Annotated in this window: 19 protein-coding genes and 1 pseudogene; 11 read left to right on the forward strand and 9 right to left on the reverse strand. The window is 70.4% G+C overall.

Annotated elements, in window-relative coordinates:
* Positions 1-50 precede the first annotated feature (50 nt).
* Positions 51-1,031, forward strand: coding sequence for a Bug family tripartite tricarboxylate transporter substrate binding protein (locus ICW72_RS14135; protein WP_191083297.1), 981 nt, complete (start codon positions 51-53; stop codon positions 1,029-1,031).
* Here ICW72_RS14135 and ICW72_RS14140 read toward each other — a convergent pair.
* The 3 genes from ICW72_RS14140 to ICW72_RS14150 are packed head-to-tail and all read right to left on the reverse strand — an operon-like array spanning position 1,028 to position 3,905.
* Positions 1,028-1,969, reverse strand: a complete 942-nt coding sequence (locus tag ICW72_RS14140; protein WP_191083298.1) for a ketopantoate reductase family protein — start codon at positions 1,967-1,969, stop codon at positions 1,028-1,030. The genes ICW72_RS14135 and ICW72_RS14140 overlap by 4 nt on opposite strands.
* Positions 1,966-2,733, reverse strand: coding sequence for a creatininase family protein (locus tag ICW72_RS14145; protein WP_191083299.1), 768 nt, complete (start codon positions 2,731-2,733; stop codon positions 1,966-1,968). Before ICW72_RS14145 ends, ICW72_RS14140 begins: the two co-directional genes overlap by 4 nt.
* Positions 2,730-3,905 (reverse strand): M20 metallopeptidase family protein, encoded by a 1,176-nt coding sequence (locus ICW72_RS14150; RefSeq protein WP_191083300.1) that lies wholly within the window; start codon positions 3,903-3,905, stop codon positions 2,730-2,732. Before ICW72_RS14150 ends, ICW72_RS14145 begins: the two co-directional genes overlap by 4 nt.
* Positions 3,906-4,230: 325 nt before the next feature.
* Here ICW72_RS14150 and ICW72_RS14155 point away from each other — a divergent pair, with 325 nt between their 5' ends.
* The 4 genes and pseudogenes from ICW72_RS14155 to ICW72_RS14165 all read left to right on the forward strand — a co-directional run bounded on the left by ICW72_RS14155 (position 4,231) and on the right by ICW72_RS14165 (position 7,057).
* A complete protein-coding gene (locus ICW72_RS14155; protein ID WP_223880595.1) occupies positions 4,231-4,713 on the forward strand; it encodes a hypothetical protein in 483 nt (160 codons plus the stop codon).
* Between the two features lie 12 nt (positions 4,714-4,725).
* Positions 4,726-5,160: pseudogene (locus tag ICW72_RS21410) on the forward strand (tripartite tricarboxylate transporter permease); the annotation flags it as partial.
* Between the two features lie 82 nt (positions 5,161-5,242).
* Entirely contained in the window at positions 5,243-6,229 is a 987-nt protein-coding gene (locus tag ICW72_RS14160; protein WP_456300160.1) for a tripartite tricarboxylate transporter permease, read from the forward strand.
* Between the two features lie 75 nt (positions 6,230-6,304).
* Entirely contained in the window at positions 6,305-7,057 is a 753-nt protein-coding gene (locus ICW72_RS14165) for an SDR family NAD(P)-dependent oxidoreductase (protein ID WP_191083302.1), read from the forward strand.
* On the opposite strand, the gene ICW72_RS14170 is transcribed toward ICW72_RS14165, so the two are convergent.
* The gene (locus ICW72_RS14170; protein WP_223880596.1) at positions 6,986-7,636 is read right to left on the reverse strand and encodes a gamma-glutamylcyclotransferase; all 651 of its coding nucleotides are present in this window, start codon (positions 7,634-7,636) and stop codon (positions 6,986-6,988) included. The two genes, ICW72_RS14165 and ICW72_RS14170, sit on opposite strands and share 72 nt — an antisense overlap.
* Positions 7,637-7,703: 67 nt before the next feature.
* Between ICW72_RS14170 and ICW72_RS14175 the strand changes: the two genes are divergently transcribed.
* The 4 genes from ICW72_RS14175 to ICW72_RS14190 are packed head-to-tail and all read left to right on the forward strand — an operon-like array spanning position 7,704 to position 10,844.
* A complete protein-coding gene (locus ICW72_RS14175; protein ID WP_191083304.1) occupies positions 7,704-8,606 on the forward strand; it encodes a DUF2125 domain-containing protein in 903 nt (300 codons plus the stop codon).
* Positions 8,603-8,989 carry a nuclear transport factor 2 family protein gene (locus ICW72_RS14180; RefSeq protein ID WP_191083305.1) on the forward strand — a complete coding sequence of 129 codons (387 nt, stop codon included), beginning with the start codon at positions 8,603-8,605 and terminating at the stop codon, positions 8,987-8,989. Before ICW72_RS14175 ends, ICW72_RS14180 begins: the two co-directional genes overlap by 4 nt.
* A 53-nt stretch (positions 8,990-9,042) precedes the next feature.
* Entirely contained in the window at positions 9,043-10,044 is a 1,002-nt protein-coding gene (locus ICW72_RS14185; protein ID WP_191083306.1) for an NAD-dependent epimerase/dehydratase family protein, read from the forward strand.
* The gene (locus ICW72_RS14190) at positions 10,044-10,844 is read left to right on the forward strand and encodes an SDR family NAD(P)-dependent oxidoreductase (protein ID WP_191083307.1); all 801 of its coding nucleotides are present in this window, start codon (positions 10,044-10,046) and stop codon (positions 10,842-10,844) included. Before ICW72_RS14185 ends, ICW72_RS14190 begins: the two co-directional genes overlap by 1 nt.
* 52 nt (positions 10,845-10,896) lie before the next feature.
* Here the strand turns inward: ICW72_RS14190 and ICW72_RS14195 are convergent, their stop codons facing one another.
* The 3 genes from ICW72_RS14195 to ICW72_RS14205 are packed head-to-tail and all read right to left on the reverse strand — an operon-like array spanning position 10,897 to position 13,606.
* Complete coding sequence (locus tag ICW72_RS14195; RefSeq protein ID WP_191083308.1) at positions 10,897-11,412, reverse strand: DinB family protein; 516 nt, start codon at positions 11,410-11,412, stop codon at positions 10,897-10,899.
* Positions 11,409-12,401, reverse strand: coding sequence for a GNAT family N-acetyltransferase (locus tag ICW72_RS14200; protein WP_191083309.1), 993 nt, complete (start codon positions 12,399-12,401; stop codon positions 11,409-11,411). Before ICW72_RS14200 ends, ICW72_RS14195 begins: the two co-directional genes overlap by 4 nt.
* Before the next feature lie 2 nt (positions 12,402-12,403).
* Entirely contained in the window at positions 12,404-13,606 is a 1,203-nt protein-coding gene (locus tag ICW72_RS14205) for a pyridoxal phosphate-dependent aminotransferase (RefSeq protein ID WP_191083310.1), read from the reverse strand.
* Positions 13,607-13,754: 148 nt separating this feature from the next.
* Between ICW72_RS14205 and ICW72_RS14210 the strand changes: the two genes are divergently transcribed.
* Together ICW72_RS14210 and ICW72_RS14215 are read left to right on the forward strand one after the other, a co-directional pair.
* Positions 13,755-14,711, forward strand: coding sequence for an acetyl-CoA carboxylase carboxyltransferase subunit alpha (locus ICW72_RS14210; protein WP_191083311.1), 957 nt, complete (start codon positions 13,755-13,757; stop codon positions 14,709-14,711).
* 75 nt (positions 14,712-14,786) lie between these two features.
* Positions 14,787-16,199, forward strand: a complete 1,413-nt coding sequence (locus tag ICW72_RS14215; RefSeq protein ID WP_191083312.1) for an MFS transporter — start codon at positions 14,787-14,789, stop codon at positions 16,197-16,199.
* A gap of 46 nt (positions 16,200-16,245) precedes the next feature.
* On the opposite strand, the gene ICW72_RS14220 is transcribed toward ICW72_RS14215, so the two are convergent.
* Complete coding sequence (locus ICW72_RS14220; protein ID WP_191083313.1) at positions 16,246-17,517, reverse strand: SDR family oxidoreductase; 1,272 nt, start codon at positions 17,515-17,517, stop codon at positions 16,246-16,248.
* A gap of 58 nt (positions 17,518-17,575) precedes the next feature.
* A complete protein-coding gene (locus tag ICW72_RS14225) occupies positions 17,576-18,757 on the reverse strand; it encodes a methyltransferase domain-containing protein (protein WP_191083314.1) in 1,182 nt (393 codons plus the stop codon).
* Between the last annotated feature and the right edge of the window lie 50 nt (positions 18,758-18,807).

Below are 18,807 nucleotides of genomic sequence, written 5' to 3' on the forward strand. Positions count from 1 at the left end.
GCGCACGGGCCGCGCCAATCTCCCGTAAAGTCCATCACGGGAGAGAAACCATGTTCCGCCGGTCCCTGCTCGCCGCGCCCGCGCTGCTGGCGTTGCCCGCCCATGCCCAGGCCAACTACCCCGAGCGTGCCATCAACGTCGTGGTGGGCTTCCTGCCGGGCGGCTCGACCGACACGGGCGCGCGGCTGCTGGCCGAGCGCATGGCGCCGCGCCTCGGCCCCAATGCCCGCATGATCGTGGAGAACCGGCCCGGCGCGGGCGGTTCCGTGGGCGCCGAATATGTCACGCGCCAGCCGGCCGATGGCCACCTGCTGACGCTCTCCACCGCCTCGGGCCACGCCACCAACCCCGCCGCGCTGCCCGCCACCGTGCGCTACAACCCGGTGGAGGACTTCACCCACATCGCCATCGTCGGCGGTGGGCCGCTGGTGGTGGCGGTGCCGCGCGCCTCGCCCCACCGCACCGTCGCGGAACTGATCGCCGCCGCGCGGACGGCCAACCCGCCCATGCTCTGGGGGAGTTCCGGCGTGGGCGGCATCGGCCATCTGACGGGCGAGGCCTTCGCACAGCGCGCCGGCATCCGTGGCGAATACGTGCCCTATCGCGGCGGGGCGGCCGTGCTGGAGGCGATGATGAAGAACGAGCTGGGCTTCTCCTTCGAGGTGATGGCCAGCGCCCTGCCGCATCTGCGCGACGGTTCCTCCCGCCCGCTCGCCGTCACCAGCCGCACGCGCCACCCGGCCCTGCCCGACGTGCCCTCGCTGCACGAGACGGGCATGGAGGGCTTCGACATCATCACCTGGAACGTGCTGCAAGGCCCGCGCGGCATCCCCGCGCCCATCGTGGAGCGGCTGAACCGCGCGGCGGTGGAGGCGCTGGCCGAGCCTGAGCTGCGCCGCCGCATGGTGCAGGCCGGCATTGACCCCGCCGACCCTTCCACGCCCGAGCAGACGCGCGCCTTCGTGGCGGCGGAGCTGGAGAAGTTCCGCGGCATCGTGCGCGATGCGAACCTGCAGCTCGGTAGAACCTAACCCCGCCCCACCGTTTTCCGCGCCAGCGCCACCAGCAATTCCAGCGTGGGCGCGGAGACGCCCGCCACGCGGGCCAGTTGCAGCGGCACTTCCAGCAGCGCGTCGAATTCCAGCGCGCGCCCCGCCTCGAAATCCTGCAGGATGGAGGGGCGGTGCGCGAGCGTGACCGAGCGCAGCACGTTCTTCTCGATCTCCGGGCCGAGCGGGTGGCCCAGCGCGGCGGCGATCGCCATGCCCTCCTGCATCACCGCCCGCGCGGCGGCCATCACCACCGGGTCGCTGAAGGTGGTCCGCATGTCCTGCCGGGTGATGAGGGTGATGGGCCCGTTGGTCAGGTTGTTGAGCAGCTTGGTCCAGATCTCGGTGCGGATGGCGGGGCTGACCACGCCGCCCATGCCGCCCGCCGCCAGCGCCGCCGCCAGGGCTTGCAGGCGCGGCGTGGCCTCGCCCGAAAGCTCGCCCATGATGAGGCGGTTGGCCGCCGTCTGCACCTGCACCACGCCGGGCTCGGTCACGGTGCAGGCGGACCAGACCACGCCGCCCACGGCGCGCTCCAGCCCCACCGCGGCGCGGGTGGCACCGCCCGGGTCCAGCACGTCCGGCGCGCCCTCCCACCACCAGGGAATGCCGTTCAGCACGAAGACCACGGGCGTGTCGGGGCGCAGCAGCGGGCCGATGGCGGCGGCGATGCCCGGCACGGCGGGCGCCTTCACCGTCACCACCACCGCATCCTGCGGGCCGATGGCGGCGGCATCGGCCTCGGCGCGGGGGCGGGCGATGAACTCCTCCTCCGGCGTGCGCACGGTGATGCCGCGCGCGCGGATGGCCTCCAACTGCGCGCCGCGCGCCAGGACACTGACCTCCGCCTGGCCGCCCTTGGCGAAGCGGGCGGCGATGTGGCTGCCGATGGCGCCGGGGCCGAAGACGCAGATCTTCATGGCGTGTTCTCCATGGCGCCGAGCATGGCCCTGCCCGCCTGCATCAGCCGCTCCACGATGCGCGCACCATGCGCCGCGTTCGCGCCGCGCGGGTCGGCGGCCTGGGTGCCGCCGGGGGCGACCTCGTCCAGGTTCAGCGGCACACCGAACTCCGCGCCGGCGGCGGCCAGCGTCCCGAAGCCACTGATGGGCAGGCCGAGGAAGGGCGGCAGTGCCTCACGCGGCGCGAGGCGCTCCGGCGCGCAGAGATCGGGCCGCAGATGCAGCGCCACCGAGGCCACCGGGTCGCCCCCATGGCCCAGCGCGGCGGGGTCGCCGCCCAAGGCCTGCTGCCAGCCGCCGGCGTTCTTCCACAAATGCAGCACGGGGGCGATGAGCCCGCGCGAGACGCGCAGGCCGCGCTGTGCCTCCTCGACGGCCGGGATGTTCCCGCCATGGCCGTTGATGATGAGGATGCGCGTGGCACCGCCCTCGACCAACGCCTCCAGCACCTCGCGCAGCAGGGCGGTCAGCGTGGCGGTGGAGAGCGCGATGCCCCCGGGTACGCCCCGGAAGAAATCCGCGCCGCCGAAGGGGATGGGCGGGGCCACCAGCGCGCGGCCATGGGCTTGCGCGATGCGCAGCGCGATGGCCTCGGCCAGCAGGTAGTCGCCCATGGGCAGGGCGGGGCCATGGGTTTCCAGGCTGCCCAGCGGCAGCAGCACGGCATGGCCCTCGGCGAGGCGCCGCGCGACCTCGGGTGCTGAAAGCTCCGCGAGTCTCATCGCAGCATGTCCACCGCGATGCGGCTCAGCGCCTGCACGCCGAGCGCGATGCAGCGCTCATCCGGCTGGTAGTTCGCGTTGTGCAGCCGGTCGTCACGGCCAGGCGCCCCGGCGCCGATGCCCAGATGGAAGGCGGGCGCGCGCTCGGCGAAGGCGGCGAAATCCTCAGCGCCCATGCTGGGCTGGCCCTCATGCACCACCTCGCCGAAATGCGCGCGGACGCTGGCGATGGCGGGGTCCAGCACGCGGTCGTCGCTCACCAGCGAGGCCACCATGCGGCGGTATTCGATGGTCGCCTCCAGCCGCAGCGCGGCGGCGGAGTGTTCCACCAGGCGGCGGATGGCGGCCTCCGCCACGTCGCGCGCCTCGGCATGCAGGGTGCGGACGGTGCCCTTCAGGTGCACGCGCTCGGGGATGATGTTGTAGGTCGTGCCGCCCTGGAACATGCCCACCGTCACCACGCAGGGGTGAAGCGGCATCTGCTCGCGGCTGACGACCGTCTGCAATTGCGAGACGATCTGCGCCGCGCCCACGATGGGGTCCACCGCCGCATGGGGGTGGGCGGCATGGCCCGACCTGCCGCGCAGATGGATGTCGAAGCGGTCGGAGGCGGCGAGCGACGGCCCGCGCACGAAGCCGAAGGTGCCGACCGGCTTGTCCGGGTGGTTGTGGAAGCCGATGGCCATGTCCACGCCATCCGCCGCGCCATCGGCGATCATGGCCGGCGCGCCTTCCAGCACCTCCTCGGCCGGCTGGAAGACCAGCACGATGCGGCCGGCCAGGTTCTCGCGCAGCCCGTTCAGGATTTCGGCGGCGCCCAGCAGCGTGACGGTGTGGATGTCATGCCCGCAGGCGTGCATCTTGCCGGCCACGGTGCTGGCAAAGGGCAGGCCGGTTTCCTCATGGATGGGCAGCGCGTCCATGTCGGCGCGCAGCGCGAGCGTGGGGCCGGGCCGCGCGCCCTCGATCACGCCCAGCACGCCCGTGCGCCCCACGCCCGTGCGGTGCGGGATGCCCATGCGCGTGAGTTCGGCAGCGACGATGCCGGCGGTCCGAACCTCTTCGAAGGCGAGTTCGGGGTGGGCGTGGATGTCACGCCGCATCTCGATCAGGCGCGGCTCAAGGGCGGCGGCCTGTTCGCGGATGCGCTGTTCGGGGTTGTTGGAGAGCATGTCGCGGTCTCTTTGACGTAATGTCGTATGGTCCTCGCTGGTGCCGCCCTTGTCCACACGGGCGGCCGGGCGCCGTGCCGCGGGTAGCTGTAAAGTAATTTAGGAATAAATTCGTTTTAATATTTCGTGTTGGGCGGCCTCCATGTGACTTCATCATAAGTTCCCACCCTGGAAACGAATACAGGGCAGGGAGGTATAGGTGGGCCATAGGATCAATACGAGAGATGTATTGTCCGGACTAATTTTACTTGGGTTAGGTCTGGCGGGTCTGTATTTCAATCAGGAGCACGCCATCGGCACCGCGCGGCGCATGGGGCCAGGCTACATGCCCATGCTCGCTTTTGTTGGATTGACTGGTATTGGTGCCTTCGTGACGCTCGCGGCCTTTTTTACGGGGCCGAACCCGGTGGGCAACTGGTCGCGCCGCAATTTGGCGAGCCTGTTCGGGGCGATCATTGTATCGGCTGTCGTCTATCTCGTTTCGCCTGCCATCCTTCCTTTCTTCGGGATCGGCTACAACGCCGTCGGCATCGCGATCGTGGCGGGAATGCTGGTGCTGACGCTTTCGCCAGACCTGCGGTTCATCGCGCTCATCTCGGCCTCCGTGGCCGTGTTCGGCCTGCTGCTGGAGCAGATCGGCTTCTTCGCGGCGCTGACGGGCACCATCCTGCTGTCCTGCGCGGCGGAGCGTGAGCACTTCCGCAAGCCGCTCGGCGTGCTGGGCCTCATCGTCTTCATGCTGGCCCTGTGCTGGTGGATCTTCATCCTCCAGCTCGACATCCGCGTCCACCTCTGGCCGACGAGCTGAGAGCCCGCCCACATGCAATTCCTCATCGAGAACCTGGCGCACGGGTTCACCATCGCCTTCGCGGGCCAGAACCTTCTCTTCGCCCTGCTGGGCGCCTTCATCGGCACCGCCATCGGCGTGCTGCCGGGCATCGGGCCGGTGGCGACCATCTCGCTCCTGCTGCCCATCACCTTCGGCATCCCGCCGACGACGGCCATCATCATGCTGGCCGGCATCTTCTACGGGGCGCAGTATGGCGGCTCCACCACCGCCATCCTGCTGAACCTGCCGGGCGAGGTCAGCTCCGTCGTCACCACGCTCGAGGGCTACAAGATGGCCCAGAACGGGCGGGCGGGGGCCGCGCTGGCCACGGCCGCCATCGCCTCCTTCCTGGGCGGCACGGTGGGCACGCTGCTGGTCGCGGCCTCGGGCCCCGCGCTCTCGGCCGTGGCGCTGTCCTTCGGCCCGGCCGAGTATTTCTCCCTCATGCTGCTCGGCCTCATCGTGGCCAGCGTGCTGGCGCAGGGCTCGCCCATCAAGTGCGGTCGGCATGGTGATCCTGGGCGTGGGGCTCGGCATGGTCGGCACCGACGTGCAGACCGGGCAGCAGCGCTTCACCTTCGGCATCGCGGAGCTTTCGGACGGCATCAGCTTCGTGGCCATCGCGATGGGCATGTTCGGCATCGCCGAAATCGTGCTGAACCTGGAGCGGCCCGAGGCGCGTTCCCTGCTCAAGACCAAGGTGGGCTCCCTCTGGCTGAACCGCGAGGAGTGGAAGCGCGGCACCCCCTCGGCCGTGCGCGGCACGCTGTTGGGATCGGTGCTGGGCATCCTGCCGGGCGGCGGCGCCGCACTCGCCTCCTTCGGCTCCTTCATGATGGAGCGGAAGATGTCGAAGGGCCGGCACCTCTTCGGCAAGGGCGCCATCGAGGGCGTCGCCGGGCCGGAAGCGGCCAACAACGCCGCCTCGCAGACCGCCTTCATCCCGCTGCTGACGCTGGGCATCCCGTCCAACGCGGTGATGGCGCTGATGGTGGGCGCGCTGATCATCCAGGGCATCCAGCCCGGCCCGCAGATGATGGTGCAGCAGCCCGACCTCTTCTGGGGGCTCATCGCCTCCATGTGGATCGGCAACGTGATGCTGCTGGTCATCAACCTGCCCATGATCGGCCTCTGGGTGAAGCTGCTCCAGGTGCCCTACAAGTTCCTGTTCCCGGCCATCCTGGTGTTCTGCTGCATCGGCACCTACTCGATCAGCAACAACGTCTTCGACGTCTACATGACCATCGCGTTTGCCGTGTTCGGCTACATCTGCGCCAAGCTGCAGCTGGAGGCCGCGCCGCTGCTCATCGGCTTCGTGCTGGGCCCGATGATGGAGGAGCACCTGCGCCGCGCCATGCTGCTTTCGCGCGGTGACTGGTTCGTCTTCATGGAGCGCCCCATCAGCGCGACCATGCTGGCGATCGGCCTGGTGGCGCTGGTGATGATGCTGCTGCCCGCGGTGCGGCGTGGCAAGGACAAGGCGCTGGCCGAGTAGGCGGGCGCGACCGCTTCCGCAATTCACGCCGCGGGGGGTAACCTCCGCGGCGTTCCTCATGGGCGGGAGTTCGGCATGGATCTGCAACTGACGGGCAAGGTGGCCTTGGTGACGGGCGCCTCGGCGGGGCTGGGCCGCGCCATCGCGAAGGAGCTGGCGGCGGAGGGCTGCAAGCTGGCCCTGCTGGCACGGCGGCGCCCGCTGCTGGAGGAACTCGCCGCCGAACTGCCCGCGAGCGCGGAGCCATTGATCATCGAACAGGACTTCACCGCCAAGGATGCCGGCGAGAAGGTGCGCGCCGCGATGCAGGCGCGCTTCGGCCGCTGCGACATCCTGGTGAACAATGCCGGCAGCAGCCGCCCGCAGACCGACCTCGGCAGCGACGAGGTCTGGATGGAGGCGATGGAGATCAACTTCCACGCCGGCCGCCGCATCACCCATGCGCTGGTGCCGATGATGCAGGCGAACAAATGGGGCCGCATCATCAACCTGACCGGCCAGGACGAGCCCTTCATGGTGAACGCCGCGAACGCGCCCAACGGCGCGGTGCACATCTGGGCCAAGGCGCTGTCGCGCGTGCTGGGGAAGGACGGCATCACGGTGAACAGCCTGCCGCCTGGGCGCATCCGGTCGGAGCAGATAGACCAGCGCATCATGCCCACCGAGGAAGCCCGCCGTGCCTGGGCCGAGCGCGAAGTGCCCGTGGGCTATATCGGCGAGGCGCGTGACATGGCCGTCATCGCCACCTTCCTGTGCTCACCGCTCGCCCGCTACATCACCGGCCAGGTCATCCATGTGGATGGGGGCACGCGGCGCTTCTCCCACTGAGGACGGCAGCTCCACCTGCGCGTGGGGACGAAGTTGAAGTTCCACCAAACGCGCCAGGCGTTCCAGCCGCCGGTCCGGCAGTCCCATGGCGCGCAGATGGGCCGCGGTGTTCAGCAGGTATTCGCGGTTTGGCCCCGCCTGGCCATGGCCGCGGGCGATGGCCGCCACCGTGCTGTCCTCGCAGGGGCGGGCGTAGGAGGGGTGGCGCCGGTCCGCCACATACGCGATGCCGCGCACCTGCCGGCCGGAGGCCAGGCTGAGTGGCAGCAACCGGCGTTCATAGACGTAGAAGCCGTTCGGGTTCTCGCGCGCGTCCAGGTAGTCCAGCACGGGCGCCGCATGGGCCGCGGCCACCCGGAAGGCCACGCCCCGGCAGGCCCCGCCGCGATCGAGTCCCAGCACCAGCCCCGGCACCTCCGGCGTGCCGCGATACAGCCGCGACCACAGGCAGAACCTGCGATGATAGCCCCTTAGCAGGGCGGGCTCCGCGCCCTGGTGGTCGAACCCCGGCCGCCAGATGAGCGAGCCATAGGCGAAGACATACAGATGCCCATCGGCATCCAACGGCAGGTGTTGCACCGCGGCGCGGCCTTTGCTTGTCGGACGGGACCGGGTTAAGCCCAAACCCATGGCAGGAAAATGGTGGGTGCGCGCCGCTGTCGCGCCGGTGCTGGTGGTGGGCCTGGTCGCGGGGGCCTGGCACCTCGCGACCTCGCGGCTGGAGACGGAACTCACCGCCTGGCGCCAGGCGCGCGAGGCCGAGGGCTGGCGCATCCGCCACGCCGCCCCCACGCGCGGCGGCTTTCCCCTGCAAGCCGAACTGCGGCTGCGCGACGTGGTGGTGGACGCGCCCTCGCGCCTGGGCTGGCAGGCCGAGCAGGTGGTGCTGCGCATCGGCGTGACGCCCTGGGGCGTGCTGCGCGCGGATTTCGCGGGGGCGCAGGCGCTGCGCCATGCCGGCGGGGTGACGCCGGTGGTGACCGAGGGGCTGCGCCTCTCCGCCCGCCTGCCCTATGCTGGGACCGATGTGGCGGCCGAAAGCCTCGCCTTGCCGGGCATGGCGGCCCAGGCGGTCTCGGGGCGGATCGAGGGCGGGCGGCTGGAGTTGGCGGCCGGGCGTGTCGAGGCTGCGGGCCTGCCGCCGGTGGAGCAGGCGGGGATCGAGGCGCGGGTGAACGTCCCCTTGCAAGGCACGGCCGCGCAGTGGAAGGCGGCGGGCGGGCAGCTGCGCGTGGACCGGCTGGAATTCCGCAGCGGCCGCGTGGTGGCGCAGTTCAGCGGGCAGCTCAACCTGGACCGCAGCCTGCAGCCCGAGGGCTATGGCGGCCTCTCCGTCACCCATGCGGCCGAGGCGGTCAGCACGCTGTCGGAATCCGGCCTGGTGTCCCCCGACATGGTGGGGCCGCTGCGAGCGCTGGTGATGCTGACCTCGCGCATCCCGCCCGAGGGCGGGCCGCCGCGCCTGGACGTGCCCATCGAGCTGCGGAACCGCCGGCTGATGGCCGCGCGCATGCCGCTTGTCTCCCTGCCCGCGCTGGACTGGCGATGATGGTGCCGGATTGGGTGGAGGAATTCCTCGCCGCCATCCGGCGCGGCGTGGCCGAGGGCGCGATGGACGCCTTCGAGGGCCGCTTCGCCGAGGATGCCGAGTACTACACCTCGCCCCAGCTTGCCCCGCTGCGTGGGCGCGCGGCCATCCTGGCGCATCTGGAAAAACAGATCGGCGGGCAGCGCGACATGCGGGGCATGACGGAGGTGCTGAACTTCACCGGCATGACCGCGCTGGTGCGCTGGCGCGCAAGCTACGTCCTGCGGGCGGATGACAGCGTGCAGCATTACGATGCCCTCATCCTCTATGATTTTGCCGCGCCCGGTGTCTGCGCGCGCCGCCGTTCCTGGGCGGTGCAATGGGCCGAGGCGCCATTGCCCTGAGGCCGCAACGGTTCCATCCTTCCCGCCAAGCAAGGGAATGATGGAGGAAGAGCGTGGCTTCTGTGCCAGTGTCCGGCGGGCGTTTCGTGATCATCGGCGGCGGCAGCCTGGTGGGGTCCGCCACGGCGGCGGAGCTGCTGGATGCGGGTGCCGCCGAGGTGCGCCTCTTCGACAATTTCTCCATGGGCGCCGAGACGGCCGTGGCGCATCTGCGTGACAACCCACGCCTGTCCGTGATCCGCGGTGACGTGATGCGCATGGCGGATTTGCTCGCCGCCATGGAGGGCATGGACGGCGCCCTGCTGCTGGCCGCCTACATGACGCTGAACATGGACCGCGACCCCTGGGGCGGGTTGGACGTGAACATCCGCGGCGTGCAGAACGCGCTGGAGGCGGCCTCGGCGCGCGGGGTGAAGAAGGTGGTCTTCGCCTCCTCCAACGCGGTCTATGGCTATGGGCCGGGCATCAAGGGCGACCTGGTCGAGACCACGCCCTTCTTCAGCGAGGGCGCGCCGCCCGCCGCCATCCTCTACGGCGCCACCAAGATCATCGGCGAGCAGCTCTGCCGCACCTACACGCGGAAGCACGGCCTGCCGCATGTCGTGCTGCGCTATTCGACGGTCTATGGCGAGCGCCAGCACCACCGCGCCGCCAACGCCCTCTACATCATCGAGACGCTGGAGAAGCTGGCCAAAGGCGAGCCGCCCGAAATCTTCGGCGATGGCAGCGAGACGAAGCACTTCGTCTATGTGGGCGACCTCGCCCGCGCCAACCGCATGGCCTTCGAGAGTGCGGCCAGCGATGTGGCGGTGAACTGCTCCGGCCCCGCGCCCATCACGACGAAGGAGCTGGTGGAGCTGGTGACGGAACTGGCCGGCGGCGGCCCCGCGCCGCGCTTCGTGGGGGAGGAGCCGGGCAAGGTGCGCCTGACCTCCGGCGGCGCCTTCCGCATCGCGCATGAGAAGGCGCAGGCCGCCATCGGCTGGAAGCCCGAGGTGGACATGCGCGAGGGGCTGGGGCGCCTGATTGCCTGGCTTCGCGGGGGGAATGCGTGATGGCCGGGCGGCTGGCGGGCAAGCGCGCCCTGATCCTGGGCGCGGGCTCGGTCGGCGTGGGCGTCGGCAATGGCCGCGCCATGGCCATCCTCTTCGCGCGCGAGGGCGCGCAGGTGGCCTGCGTGGATTACCGGATGGAGGCGGCGGAGGAGACCACCGCCATGATCGCGGCCGAGGGCGGGCAGGCCTTCGCCCTCGCCGCCGACGTCACGCAGGAAGCCGAGATCACGCGCATCATGGAGGCCACCATGGCCGCCTTCGGGCGCATCGACATCCTGGTGAACAATGTGGGCGGCAGCGTGCCCGGCGGGCCTGAGGAATTGACGCCCGAGATGTGGCACAAGCAGTTCCACCACAACCTGCACTATGTGCACCTCTCCACCCGCGCGGTCCTGCCCATCATGGTGAAGCAGGGGGGCGGGGCGATCGTGAACCTCTCCTCGGTCGCGGCGCACCGGAACATCGGCAATGATTTGATGGCCTATGCGGCATCGAAGTCGGGTGTCACGGCGCTGAGCCGGATGATCGCGGTTCGCTACGCGCCGCAGGGCGTGCGCTGCAATGTCGTCACACCCGGGCTGATGCACACGCCGCTGGTCGAGGCGCGCCTCGCCGGCCAGCGCACGGGCGGCGATGTGGCGGGCATCATCGCGAAGCGCAACGCGCAGCCGCCGATGGGGCGGATGGGCGATGCCTGGGACATCGCCTATGCGGCGCTGTATCTGGCTTCGGACGAGGCGAAATACGTCACGGGCGCCGAGATCATCGTGGATGGCGGGCTGACGCTGAAGACGCCGTAGCGCGTGATCGTCGGAGGGCGGCACGCCCGGAGGCGTGAATCACGCGCCAAGCTCAACTCCAGTCTGCTTCCGCGATCACCCAGGGCAAATCCGTGTCCTGGGTCTTCGCGCCGAAGCGCGTCAGCAGCGCATGCACCTGCCCGCGATGATGCGTTTGGTGGTTGAACAGATGCGTCACCAGCAGCCAGCGCGGCCGGCGCATCTCGCGGCCCGTGGCGCCGCTGAACCAGGTCAGGTCGCCTTCGAGATCGGCCGGCGTCAGCGCGGCCGCCCAGCCCTGCATGCGCGCATCCATCGCGGCGCGCGCCGCCCGCAGCGCGTCCCATTCCTCGACCAGCCGCGTGCTTTCCGCGATGCCACCCGCCGGCCGGTCCCAGCCGGCGAAGCGGCTCATCCAGATGCTGTCGCCCCAGAGCAGGTGGCACAGCGTGGCGTGGATGCTGCCGAAAAAGATGCCGCCATCCTCGCGCCGCTGGGCGTCCGTCAGCGTGGCGGCCGCGTCGTAGAGGCGGCGGTTCATCTCCGCATTGTAGGCCGCCATGGCGCGGACATGGGCGGGGCTGATCATGCGGGGACCTCCTTGAAGAAGAAGACCACGTCCTGCTTCTCGCGCCGCGCATCCAGTTCGCAGCGTGGAATGCGCCCGGCCTCCCGCCAGCCCAGGCGGCGGTAGAGCGCCTCGCCCGCCTCGCCGCCGCGGGTGTCGAGCGTGAGCAGCTTCCGGCCCAGCCGCTCGGCCGCCTGTTCGGCACGGCGCACCAGGGCGGTGCCCACGCCGCGCCGGCGCAGCGCCGGGTCCACCAGCAGCTTCTCCACCTCCACGCGGTGGGGCTGGTTCTCCTGGCTTTCCAGATGCAGCTGCACCGTCCCCGCCAGCACGCCATCGAGCCAGGCCACCAGCAGCAGCCGGTGGTTCTGCGCGACCTCGGTGCTGACGCGCTTCCAGAAGCCCCGCGCCTTCTCGCGCGACATGGGCGGCAGGAAGGAGACGGAGGCCCCCTCCGCCACGCAGCCGATCAGGATGTCGGCCAGCCGCCGTTCCGCGCTGGCGGCGGCGGCCGCGTCCAGCGCCTCCACCACCAGGCCCTTCAGCGGCTTGCCGTAGCGGAATTCCAGCGATTTCGAGAGGTCATCCAGGATGCGGATGGCGCCCGACCGCACATAGCCGCGCTTCTCGTAGAAGGCGTGCGCCGCGTCGAAGCGCGTGTCGGTCCAGAGCACCAGGCGCTCGGCCCCCGCCGCGCGGGCATGGGCCTCGGCCGTGTCCAGCAGCCGGTGCGCGAGGCCGCTGCCCCGCGCCCCCGCATCCACATAAAGCCGGCAGATCTCCCAGGCATCATCAGCGCCCAGCGGACGGGTGGCGACCATGCCCTGCCCATCCTCGCTCAGCCACAACGCCCCGCCGCTGCCGGCGAAATAGGTGGCGAGCGCGCGAAGCTCCGGCAGCTCCGCGTCCAGGTCGAAGATGCAGCCGGGGAACTCCGCCCAGGCGTCGCGGATCAGGCGGATGAAGGCCTCGGCGTCGCCATCGCGGCCGGGACGGATGGCGACCCCCATGCTCAGCGCAGTGCCTCGCAGAAGGCCTTGATGCGGGCCATCGCCTCGGTCAGCTCGCCCATGTTGGTGGCGTAGCTGATGCGGATATAGGGCGACATGCCATAGGCGCTGCCCTGCACCACCGTCACATGCGCCTCCTCCAGCAGGGCCATGGCGAGTTCGGTGTCGGTCGTGATCTTCGTGCCGGCCTTGGTCGTCTTGCCCAGGCAGCCCGAGACGTTCGGGAAGACGTAGAAGGCGCCCTCGGGCTTGTGGCAGACAATCCCGGGGCACTGGTTCAGCGCATCCACCACGAAGTCGCGGCGGGCCAGGTATTCGGCCGCACGCTCCTTCACGAGATCCTGCGGGCCGTCCAGCGCGGCGGCGGCGGCGGCCTGGCCGATGGTGGAGACGCCCGAGGTCGCCTGGCCCTGCATGTTGAACATGGCCTTGATGAGGTTCTTCGGCCCGCCGCAGAAGCCGATGCGCCAGCCCGTCATGGCATAGGTCTTGGAAGCGCCGTTCACCGTCAGCGTGCGGTCGCGCAGGCCGGGCTCGACCTCGGCGATCGTGCAGAACTCGAACCCGTCATAGACGAGGTGCTCATACATGTCGTCGGTCATGACCCAGACATGCGGGTGGCGCATCAGCACATCGGCCAGCGCCTTCATCTCGGCGCGCGAGCAGGCCGCACCCGTCGGGTTGTTGGGGAAGTTCAGCATCACCCACTTGGTCTTGGGGGTGATGGCCGCCTCCAGATCCTCCGGGCGCAGCTTGAAACCGTTGTTCTGCGGGCAGTTCACCGTGACCGGCACGCCGCCCGCCACCTTCGCCATGTCCGCGTAGCTGATCCAGTAGGGGGCGGGGATCACCACCTCGTCACCCGGGTCGAGGGTCGCCATCAGCGCGTTGTAGATGGCCTGCTTGCCGCCATTGGTCACCAGGATCTCGTCATCCGAGAAGTCCAGGTTGTTGTCGCGCTTGAACTTCCGGCGGATGGCGGCCTTGAAGGCCGGCGTGCCGCCCTGGGGCGGATATTTGGTGTCGCCCTTCAGCGCCGCCTGGTGGGCGGCCTCGATGGCATGGGCGGGGGTGGCGAAATCGGGCTCGCCGGAGTTCAGCGCGATGACCTTGATGCCCTGGGCGGCCAGTTCCCGCGCCTTCATCCCCATGACGACGGAAGCGGAAACCTGGACATCGGCGAGGCGACTGGCGAGGGTGGGCATGGTCAATTCCTGAAGCGGTGTGAAAGGCGGGCGCATCCTAGGTCCGGGCCGGGGCCGCGCCAATATGCGGGGGCATTGCGTCACGGGAATGCAACCCCACGCGGGCGGCAGTTTCCGCCGCGCGGGGTTTCGGCTAAGCGGCACCCCCATGCGCCACTTCCTCGATTTCGAAAAACCCATCGCCGAGCTGGAAGGCAAGCTCGAGGAGCTGCGCCGCACCACGGATGCGGGCGGGCTCGACCTGCACGAGGAGATCGAGAAGCTCCGCGACAAGGCAGAAAAGCTGCTGGCCGCGACCTATGCCAAGCTCACCCCCTGGCAGAAGGCCCAGGTGGCCCGCCACCCCGAGCGGCCCAAATGCCTGCACTATGTGGAGGCCCTGATCGAGGATTGGACGCCCCTGGCCGGCGACCGTGCCTTCGGGGAGGACGCGGCCATCATCAGCGGGTTGGGCCGGTTCCGTGGCCGCCCGGTGGCCGTGCTGGGCACCGAGAAGGGCCATGACACCGAAACCCGGGTGAAGCACAATTTCGGCATGGCCAAGCCCGAGGGCTACCGGAAGGCCAGGCGCATCATGCAGCTGGCCGGGCGGTTCAACCTGCCGATTCTCTCCTTCGTGGACACTTCCGGCGCCTTTCCGGGGATCGAGGCGGAGGCGCGCGGCCAGGCGGAAGCCATCGCCCGCTCCATCGAGGCGGGGCTGGAGGCGCCGGTGCCCTTCGTGGCCACCATCATCGGCGAGGGGGGGTCGGGCGGCGCCATCGCGCTGGCCACCGCCGACCGGGTGCTGATGCTGGAGCACGCCATCTATTCCGTCATCAGCCCCGAGGGCTGTGCCAGCATCCTGTGGCGCGACGCCACCCTGGCCCCCCAGGCCGCCGAGGCACTGAAGCTGACGGCCGAGGACCTCAAGCGCCTCAACCTGATCGACACCGTGATCACGGAGCCGCTGGGCGGCGCCCACCGCGACACCGCCGCCACGCTCGCCAGCGTGGGCGATGCGGTGGCGGCGGCGCTGGACCCCCTGCTGAAACTGGACGGACCCACGCTAAAGGCCCGGCGGCGCGACAAATTTCTCGAAATGGGGCGAAGCGCGGTAGCCTGAGGGCATGACCCCCCGCCCGCCTTCTCCCCCGCCGAAGCCCGGCGGTCCTTCCTGCGGGCCTTTCCCACCATCGCGGTGGCCATCTTCATCCCGGCCATCGACACCACCATCACCGCCACCGCCCTGCCCGCCATGGCGGCGGAGTTCGGGGTGGTGGAGCGCATTTCCTGGGTGGTGGTGGCCTACCTCATCGCCGCCACCATCGCCGCCCCGGTCTTTGGCCGGCTGGGCGATGCCTTCGGCCGCCGGCGCATGCTGATGCTGGGTTTCGTCATGCAGGGGGCGGGCATGCTGGCCGCGGGGCTCGCGCCCAGCTTCGAGGCGCTGCTGGCCGCCCGCCTGCTGCAGGGCTTCGGCGGCGGCGCCCTGCTGACGCTGGCCATGGCCCTGATCGGCGAGAGCCTGCCCCCGCGTGAGCGCGGCCGCTACCAGGGCTACCTGGTGGCCTGCTTCATGAGCGCCTCGGCCACCGGGCCGCTGGCGGGCGGGTGGCTGACCCAGGCCTTCGGCTGGCCGGCCGTCTTCCTCGCCGGGCTGCCACTGGTGATCCTGGGCGCGGTCGCGGCCTATACCCTGCCGCGCCGGCCCATCTCCGGCGCCGGCTTCCGCTTCGACCTGCCGGGCACCCTCCTTTTCGCCGTCTTCGTGCTGACCCTGGTGCTGATGCTGGACCGCATCCAGGCCCTGCGCTGGGATGCGGCGGTGTGGGCGGCGGTGTTCGGGGTCGTGGCGCTGGGCGCCCTGCTGGCGCTGGGCGTGGTCGAGCGACGGATGCCGGACCCGCTGCTGCCTTTGCCCCTGCTGGCGCACCCGGCCATCTGGCGCCTCTCCATCCTGTCGGCCTGCGTGCAGGGGGTACTGGTGGCGCTGATCTCCTTCCTGCCGCTCTATCTCTATGCGGTGCGGGATGTGCCGCTGGCCACGGTCGGCGTGCTGCTGCTGCCGATGAGCGTGGGCGGCGGGGTGGGCGCCTTGATCTCCGGGCAGTTCATGGCGCGCACGGGTCGGAACATGCTGCTGCCCTCCATCGGGCTGACGGCCTCGGCCGTGCTGCTCTCGGGGCTGGCCTTTGTGGGGCAAGACATCCCGCTGGCCTGGCTGCCCTGGGTGCTGGGGGTGGTGAGCTTCTGCTTCGGCACCTCCTTCCCCGTGGTGCAGACCACGGTGCAAGTGGCGGCGGGGCCGGCGCAACTGGGTGTCGCCACTGCCTCGGTGCAGTTCATGCGGAACCTGGGCTCGGCGGCCGGGACGGCCATTCTCGGCACCATCATTTTCGGCACTTTCGCCTTGGCCGATGCCGTCCTGGCCGAACGCTTCGCCACCGTGCTGCGCGGCGGGCGGGAGGCACTCGCCGCGCTGCCGGTGCTGGAGAGGGCCGCCATGGCGGCGGGCCTCTCGGGCGGCTACCGCGCGATGTTCGCGGGGGCCGCCGCCATCATGGCCTTGGCCGCCGTGATGGCCTGGCGGGTGCCGCTGCGCCGGGTCTGAGCCTTGGCGCCTGATCCGCCACGGTGAATCAGGCGCCCCGACAAGGTTACAACCCGACGCTGTGCCGCAGCCGCTGGGCGGCGTCGCGGGCATTGTCATACCCACGTTCGAACCAGCTTCGGTTGTCCCAGCGGGGCATCCAGCCGCGTTGACGGCCCCAGCCATGGTCGGCCGCATAGTCGCTCAGGTAGCGGCCGGCATCGCGGGCATGGCTGCTGGCATAGCGCCCGGCATCATGGGCGTGGCTGCTCAGATAGCGGCCCGCATCATGCCCGTAGTGGTTCGCCATGCGCCGCGCATAATCCCAGTAGCTCTCCCGCGCCGTGCCGCGGCACAGCGCCGCGATCCCCAGCACGCCGAGCGTCATCAGCGCCAGCGACGTGACGGGATACATCTTCGCGGTGGTGTAGAGGCTGTTGCTGAAGGTGTGCCCCTGGTCGCCATAGCGCTTGCCGTCCTCGCCCGCGCTGTGCAGGTTCTTGGGCGTGTCGCGCTTTGGCACGCCCGGCTGCCGCGCCGTGCGGAAGAAGGCGAAGCTGAACACCTGGTCCGCCAGCAGCGGCACGGTGCGCGTCAGCGCGATCATGAAGCGGCCCCAGCCGCCCACCACCAGGTCCCGCGTCGGGTGGACGGCGGCGTGCAGGATGGCCTTGGCCACCACCTCCGGCGCGTAGACCGGCGGCGGCACCTGGCTCTTCTCGTCCATGTAGTTCTGCGCGTGCTCGCCAAAGGGCGTGTCAATGCCCGAGGGCTGGATCAGCGTGATGCGCGCGGGGCTGCCCTCATGGATCATCTCCAGGCGCAGGCTGTCCGTGAAACCCTTCACCGCGAACTTCGACGCCGTGTAGGCGCTGAGGATGGGCGAGGGCATCTCGGACGAGATCGAGCCGATGTTGATCAGCGTGCCACCGCGCTTCTTCAGCGTCTTGAGCGCCTCGGTGGAGCCATAGACCACGCCCCAGTAGTTCGTCTGGAACAGCTTCTGGTGGTCCTCGTCGGACATCTCCTCGAGCTTCGCATAGGCGCCGATGCCGGCATTGTTCACCCAGGTGTCGAAGCCGCCATAGGTGGTGTTGGCCACCTCCGCGATCTTCGCGACATCCTCGCGCACGCCCACATCGGCCACGACCGTGGTGCACTGCCCGCCGGCGGCCTTGATGGCGGAGCAGACGGTCTCCAGCGCTTCCTCGTTGCGGGCGGCCATGACCACCTTCGCACCGCGCTTCGCGGCCATGCAGGCGGTGGTGAGCCCGATGCCGGAGGTCGCGCCGGTGATGACGATGACCTGCTGGTTCAGGGGTTTGGCTTTACGCGCCATGTGCTGCCTCCGATGAATTGGCGCGACGGAGGGCCGCCGCATCTCGGGAGCTAACCGATCAGCCCGGGGCAGGTTGCCGGCGCAACAGGAACAGCGCGCCCTCCACCGGGGCGCCCTTCTCCTGGCGGAGCACCGCAGGTTCGCGCCGCAGCGGCGTGAGGCCCGCCACCTCGGCCAGGGATGCCACATGCGCGGGGTCGTGCCGGAAGCGCAGCCCCTGGCCCAGCTCCACCTGCGCCGCGCCCGTCTCGATGCTGAACAGCGCCTCGCCCCCCGGCTTCAGCGCGGCCGCGATGGCGGCCAGGGCGGGGGCGAGGTCGCCCAAATAGTTCAGCACATCGGCGGCCGTGATCAGGTCATAGGCCGCGGCGCGGCGGGGCAGGAAGTCCAGCAGATCCGCCTCGTGCACAGCATCGTAGAGGCCGCGCGCCCGGGCGCGGTCCAGCATCCGGGGCGAGAGGTCCAGCCCCTCCAGCCGCTTCGCGAAAGGCTTGAGCGCGACGCCCGAAAGCCCGGTGCCGCAGCCCAGGTCCAGCACGCGGCCGCGCGCGCCGGGTTGCAGCAGCGCCGCCAACAGGGCGGGGGTCTGGTAGTCCAGCGCCTCGGCCAAATCCTGGTCGAAACGGGGGGCGAAGGCGTCGAACATCTCGCGCACGAAGGCGGCGGGGGCCCGCGGGGGCAGGGGGGCCTCGCCCAGCGCGGCCAGCAGGAAGCCGGCCTGGGCGGCGAGCGGCCCCTTCACGGCCTGGGCGGCGGCGCGCGCCTCCTCCGCCTCGCCCGCCTGGTGGGCGGCGTGGGCCAGGGTCAGCGCCACCTCGGGCGAGGCGGGCGCGAGCCGGTGCGCCTCGCGCAGCGGGCCCAGCGCCGCTTCCGGCTGCCCGCCCGCGGTCAGCACCTGGCCCAGATTCCGCAGGCTGGTGACGTCATCGGGCTCGCGTTCCAGCGCGGCCTGGAGGGTGGCCACGGCCTCGGGCAGCATCCCATGGGCCGCCAGGGCCGCGCCATGGTTGGCCAGGTAGATGGCGCTGTCGGGCATCACGGCCAGCGCCCGGGCGGAATGCTCCACCGCCGCCGCCGTGTCGCCGCGTTGCAGGGCGCAGACGGAGAGCAGGTTCTCCGCATCCGGGTGGCCGGGGGCGAGGCGCAGCGCGCGGCGGTAGAGGCTCTCCGCCTCCTCCACCTTGCCGGCGCGGTGGCGTTCCGCGCCCCGGCGCAGCAGGTCTTGGGCCGTGATCTTCATGGGTCATCCTATGCGCGGCGAAACGCCCTATTGCAAACCTGGGGGGCGAA

It is taken from the genome of Roseococcus microcysteis, assembly GCF_014764365.1.
Taxonomy (GTDB): domain Bacteria; phylum Pseudomonadota; class Alphaproteobacteria; order Acetobacterales; family Acetobacteraceae; genus Roseococcus; species Roseococcus microcysteis.

Coding starts and splice junctions, on each gene's coding strand:
- ICW72_RS14135 (WP_191083297.1), top strand. CDS start 51: ATGTTCCGCCGGTCCCTGCTCGCCGCGCCCGCGCTGCTGGCGTTGCCC.
- ICW72_RS14140 (WP_191083298.1), bottom strand. CDS start 1,969: ATGAAGATCTGCGTCTTCGGCCCCGGCGCCATCGGCAGCCACATCGCC.
- ICW72_RS14145 (WP_191083299.1), bottom strand. CDS start 2,733: ATGAGACTCGCGGAGCTTTCAGCACCCGAGGTCGCGCGGCGCCTCGCC.
- ICW72_RS14150 (WP_191083300.1), bottom strand. CDS start 3,905: ATGCTCTCCAACAACCCCGAACAGCGCATCCGCGAACAGGCCGCCGCC.
- ICW72_RS14155 (WP_223880595.1), top strand. CDS start 4,231: ATGCCCATGCTCGCTTTTGTTGGATTGACTGGTATTGGTGCCTTCGTG.
- ICW72_RS14160 (WP_456300160.1), top strand. CDS start 5,243: ATGGTGATCCTGGGCGTGGGGCTCGGCATGGTCGGCACCGACGTGCAG.
- ICW72_RS14165 (WP_191083302.1), top strand. CDS start 6,305: ATGGATCTGCAACTGACGGGCAAGGTGGCCTTGGTGACGGGCGCCTCG.
- ICW72_RS14180 (WP_191083305.1), top strand. CDS start 8,603: ATGATGGTGCCGGATTGGGTGGAGGAATTCCTCGCCGCCATCCGGCGC.
- ICW72_RS14190 (WP_191083307.1), top strand. CDS start 10,044: ATGGCCGGGCGGCTGGCGGGCAAGCGCGCCCTGATCCTGGGCGCGGGC.
- ICW72_RS14195 (WP_191083308.1), bottom strand. CDS start 11,412: ATGATCAGCCCCGCCCATGTCCGCGCCATGGCGGCCTACAATGCGGAG.
- ICW72_RS14200 (WP_191083309.1), bottom strand. CDS start 12,401: ATGGGGGTCGCCATCCGTCCCGGCCGCGATGGCGACGCCGAGGCCTTC.
- ICW72_RS14205 (WP_191083310.1), bottom strand. CDS start 13,606: ATGCCCACCCTCGCCAGTCGCCTCGCCGATGTCCAGGTTTCCGCTTCC.
- ICW72_RS14210 (WP_191083311.1), top strand. CDS start 13,755: ATGCGCCACTTCCTCGATTTCGAAAAACCCATCGCCGAGCTGGAAGGC.
- ICW72_RS14220 (WP_191083313.1), bottom strand. CDS start 17,517: ATGGCGCGTAAAGCCAAACCCCTGAACCAGCAGGTCATCGTCATCACC.
- ICW72_RS14225 (WP_191083314.1), bottom strand. CDS start 18,757: ATGAAGATCACGGCCCAAGACCTGCTGCGCCGGGGCGCGGAACGCCAC.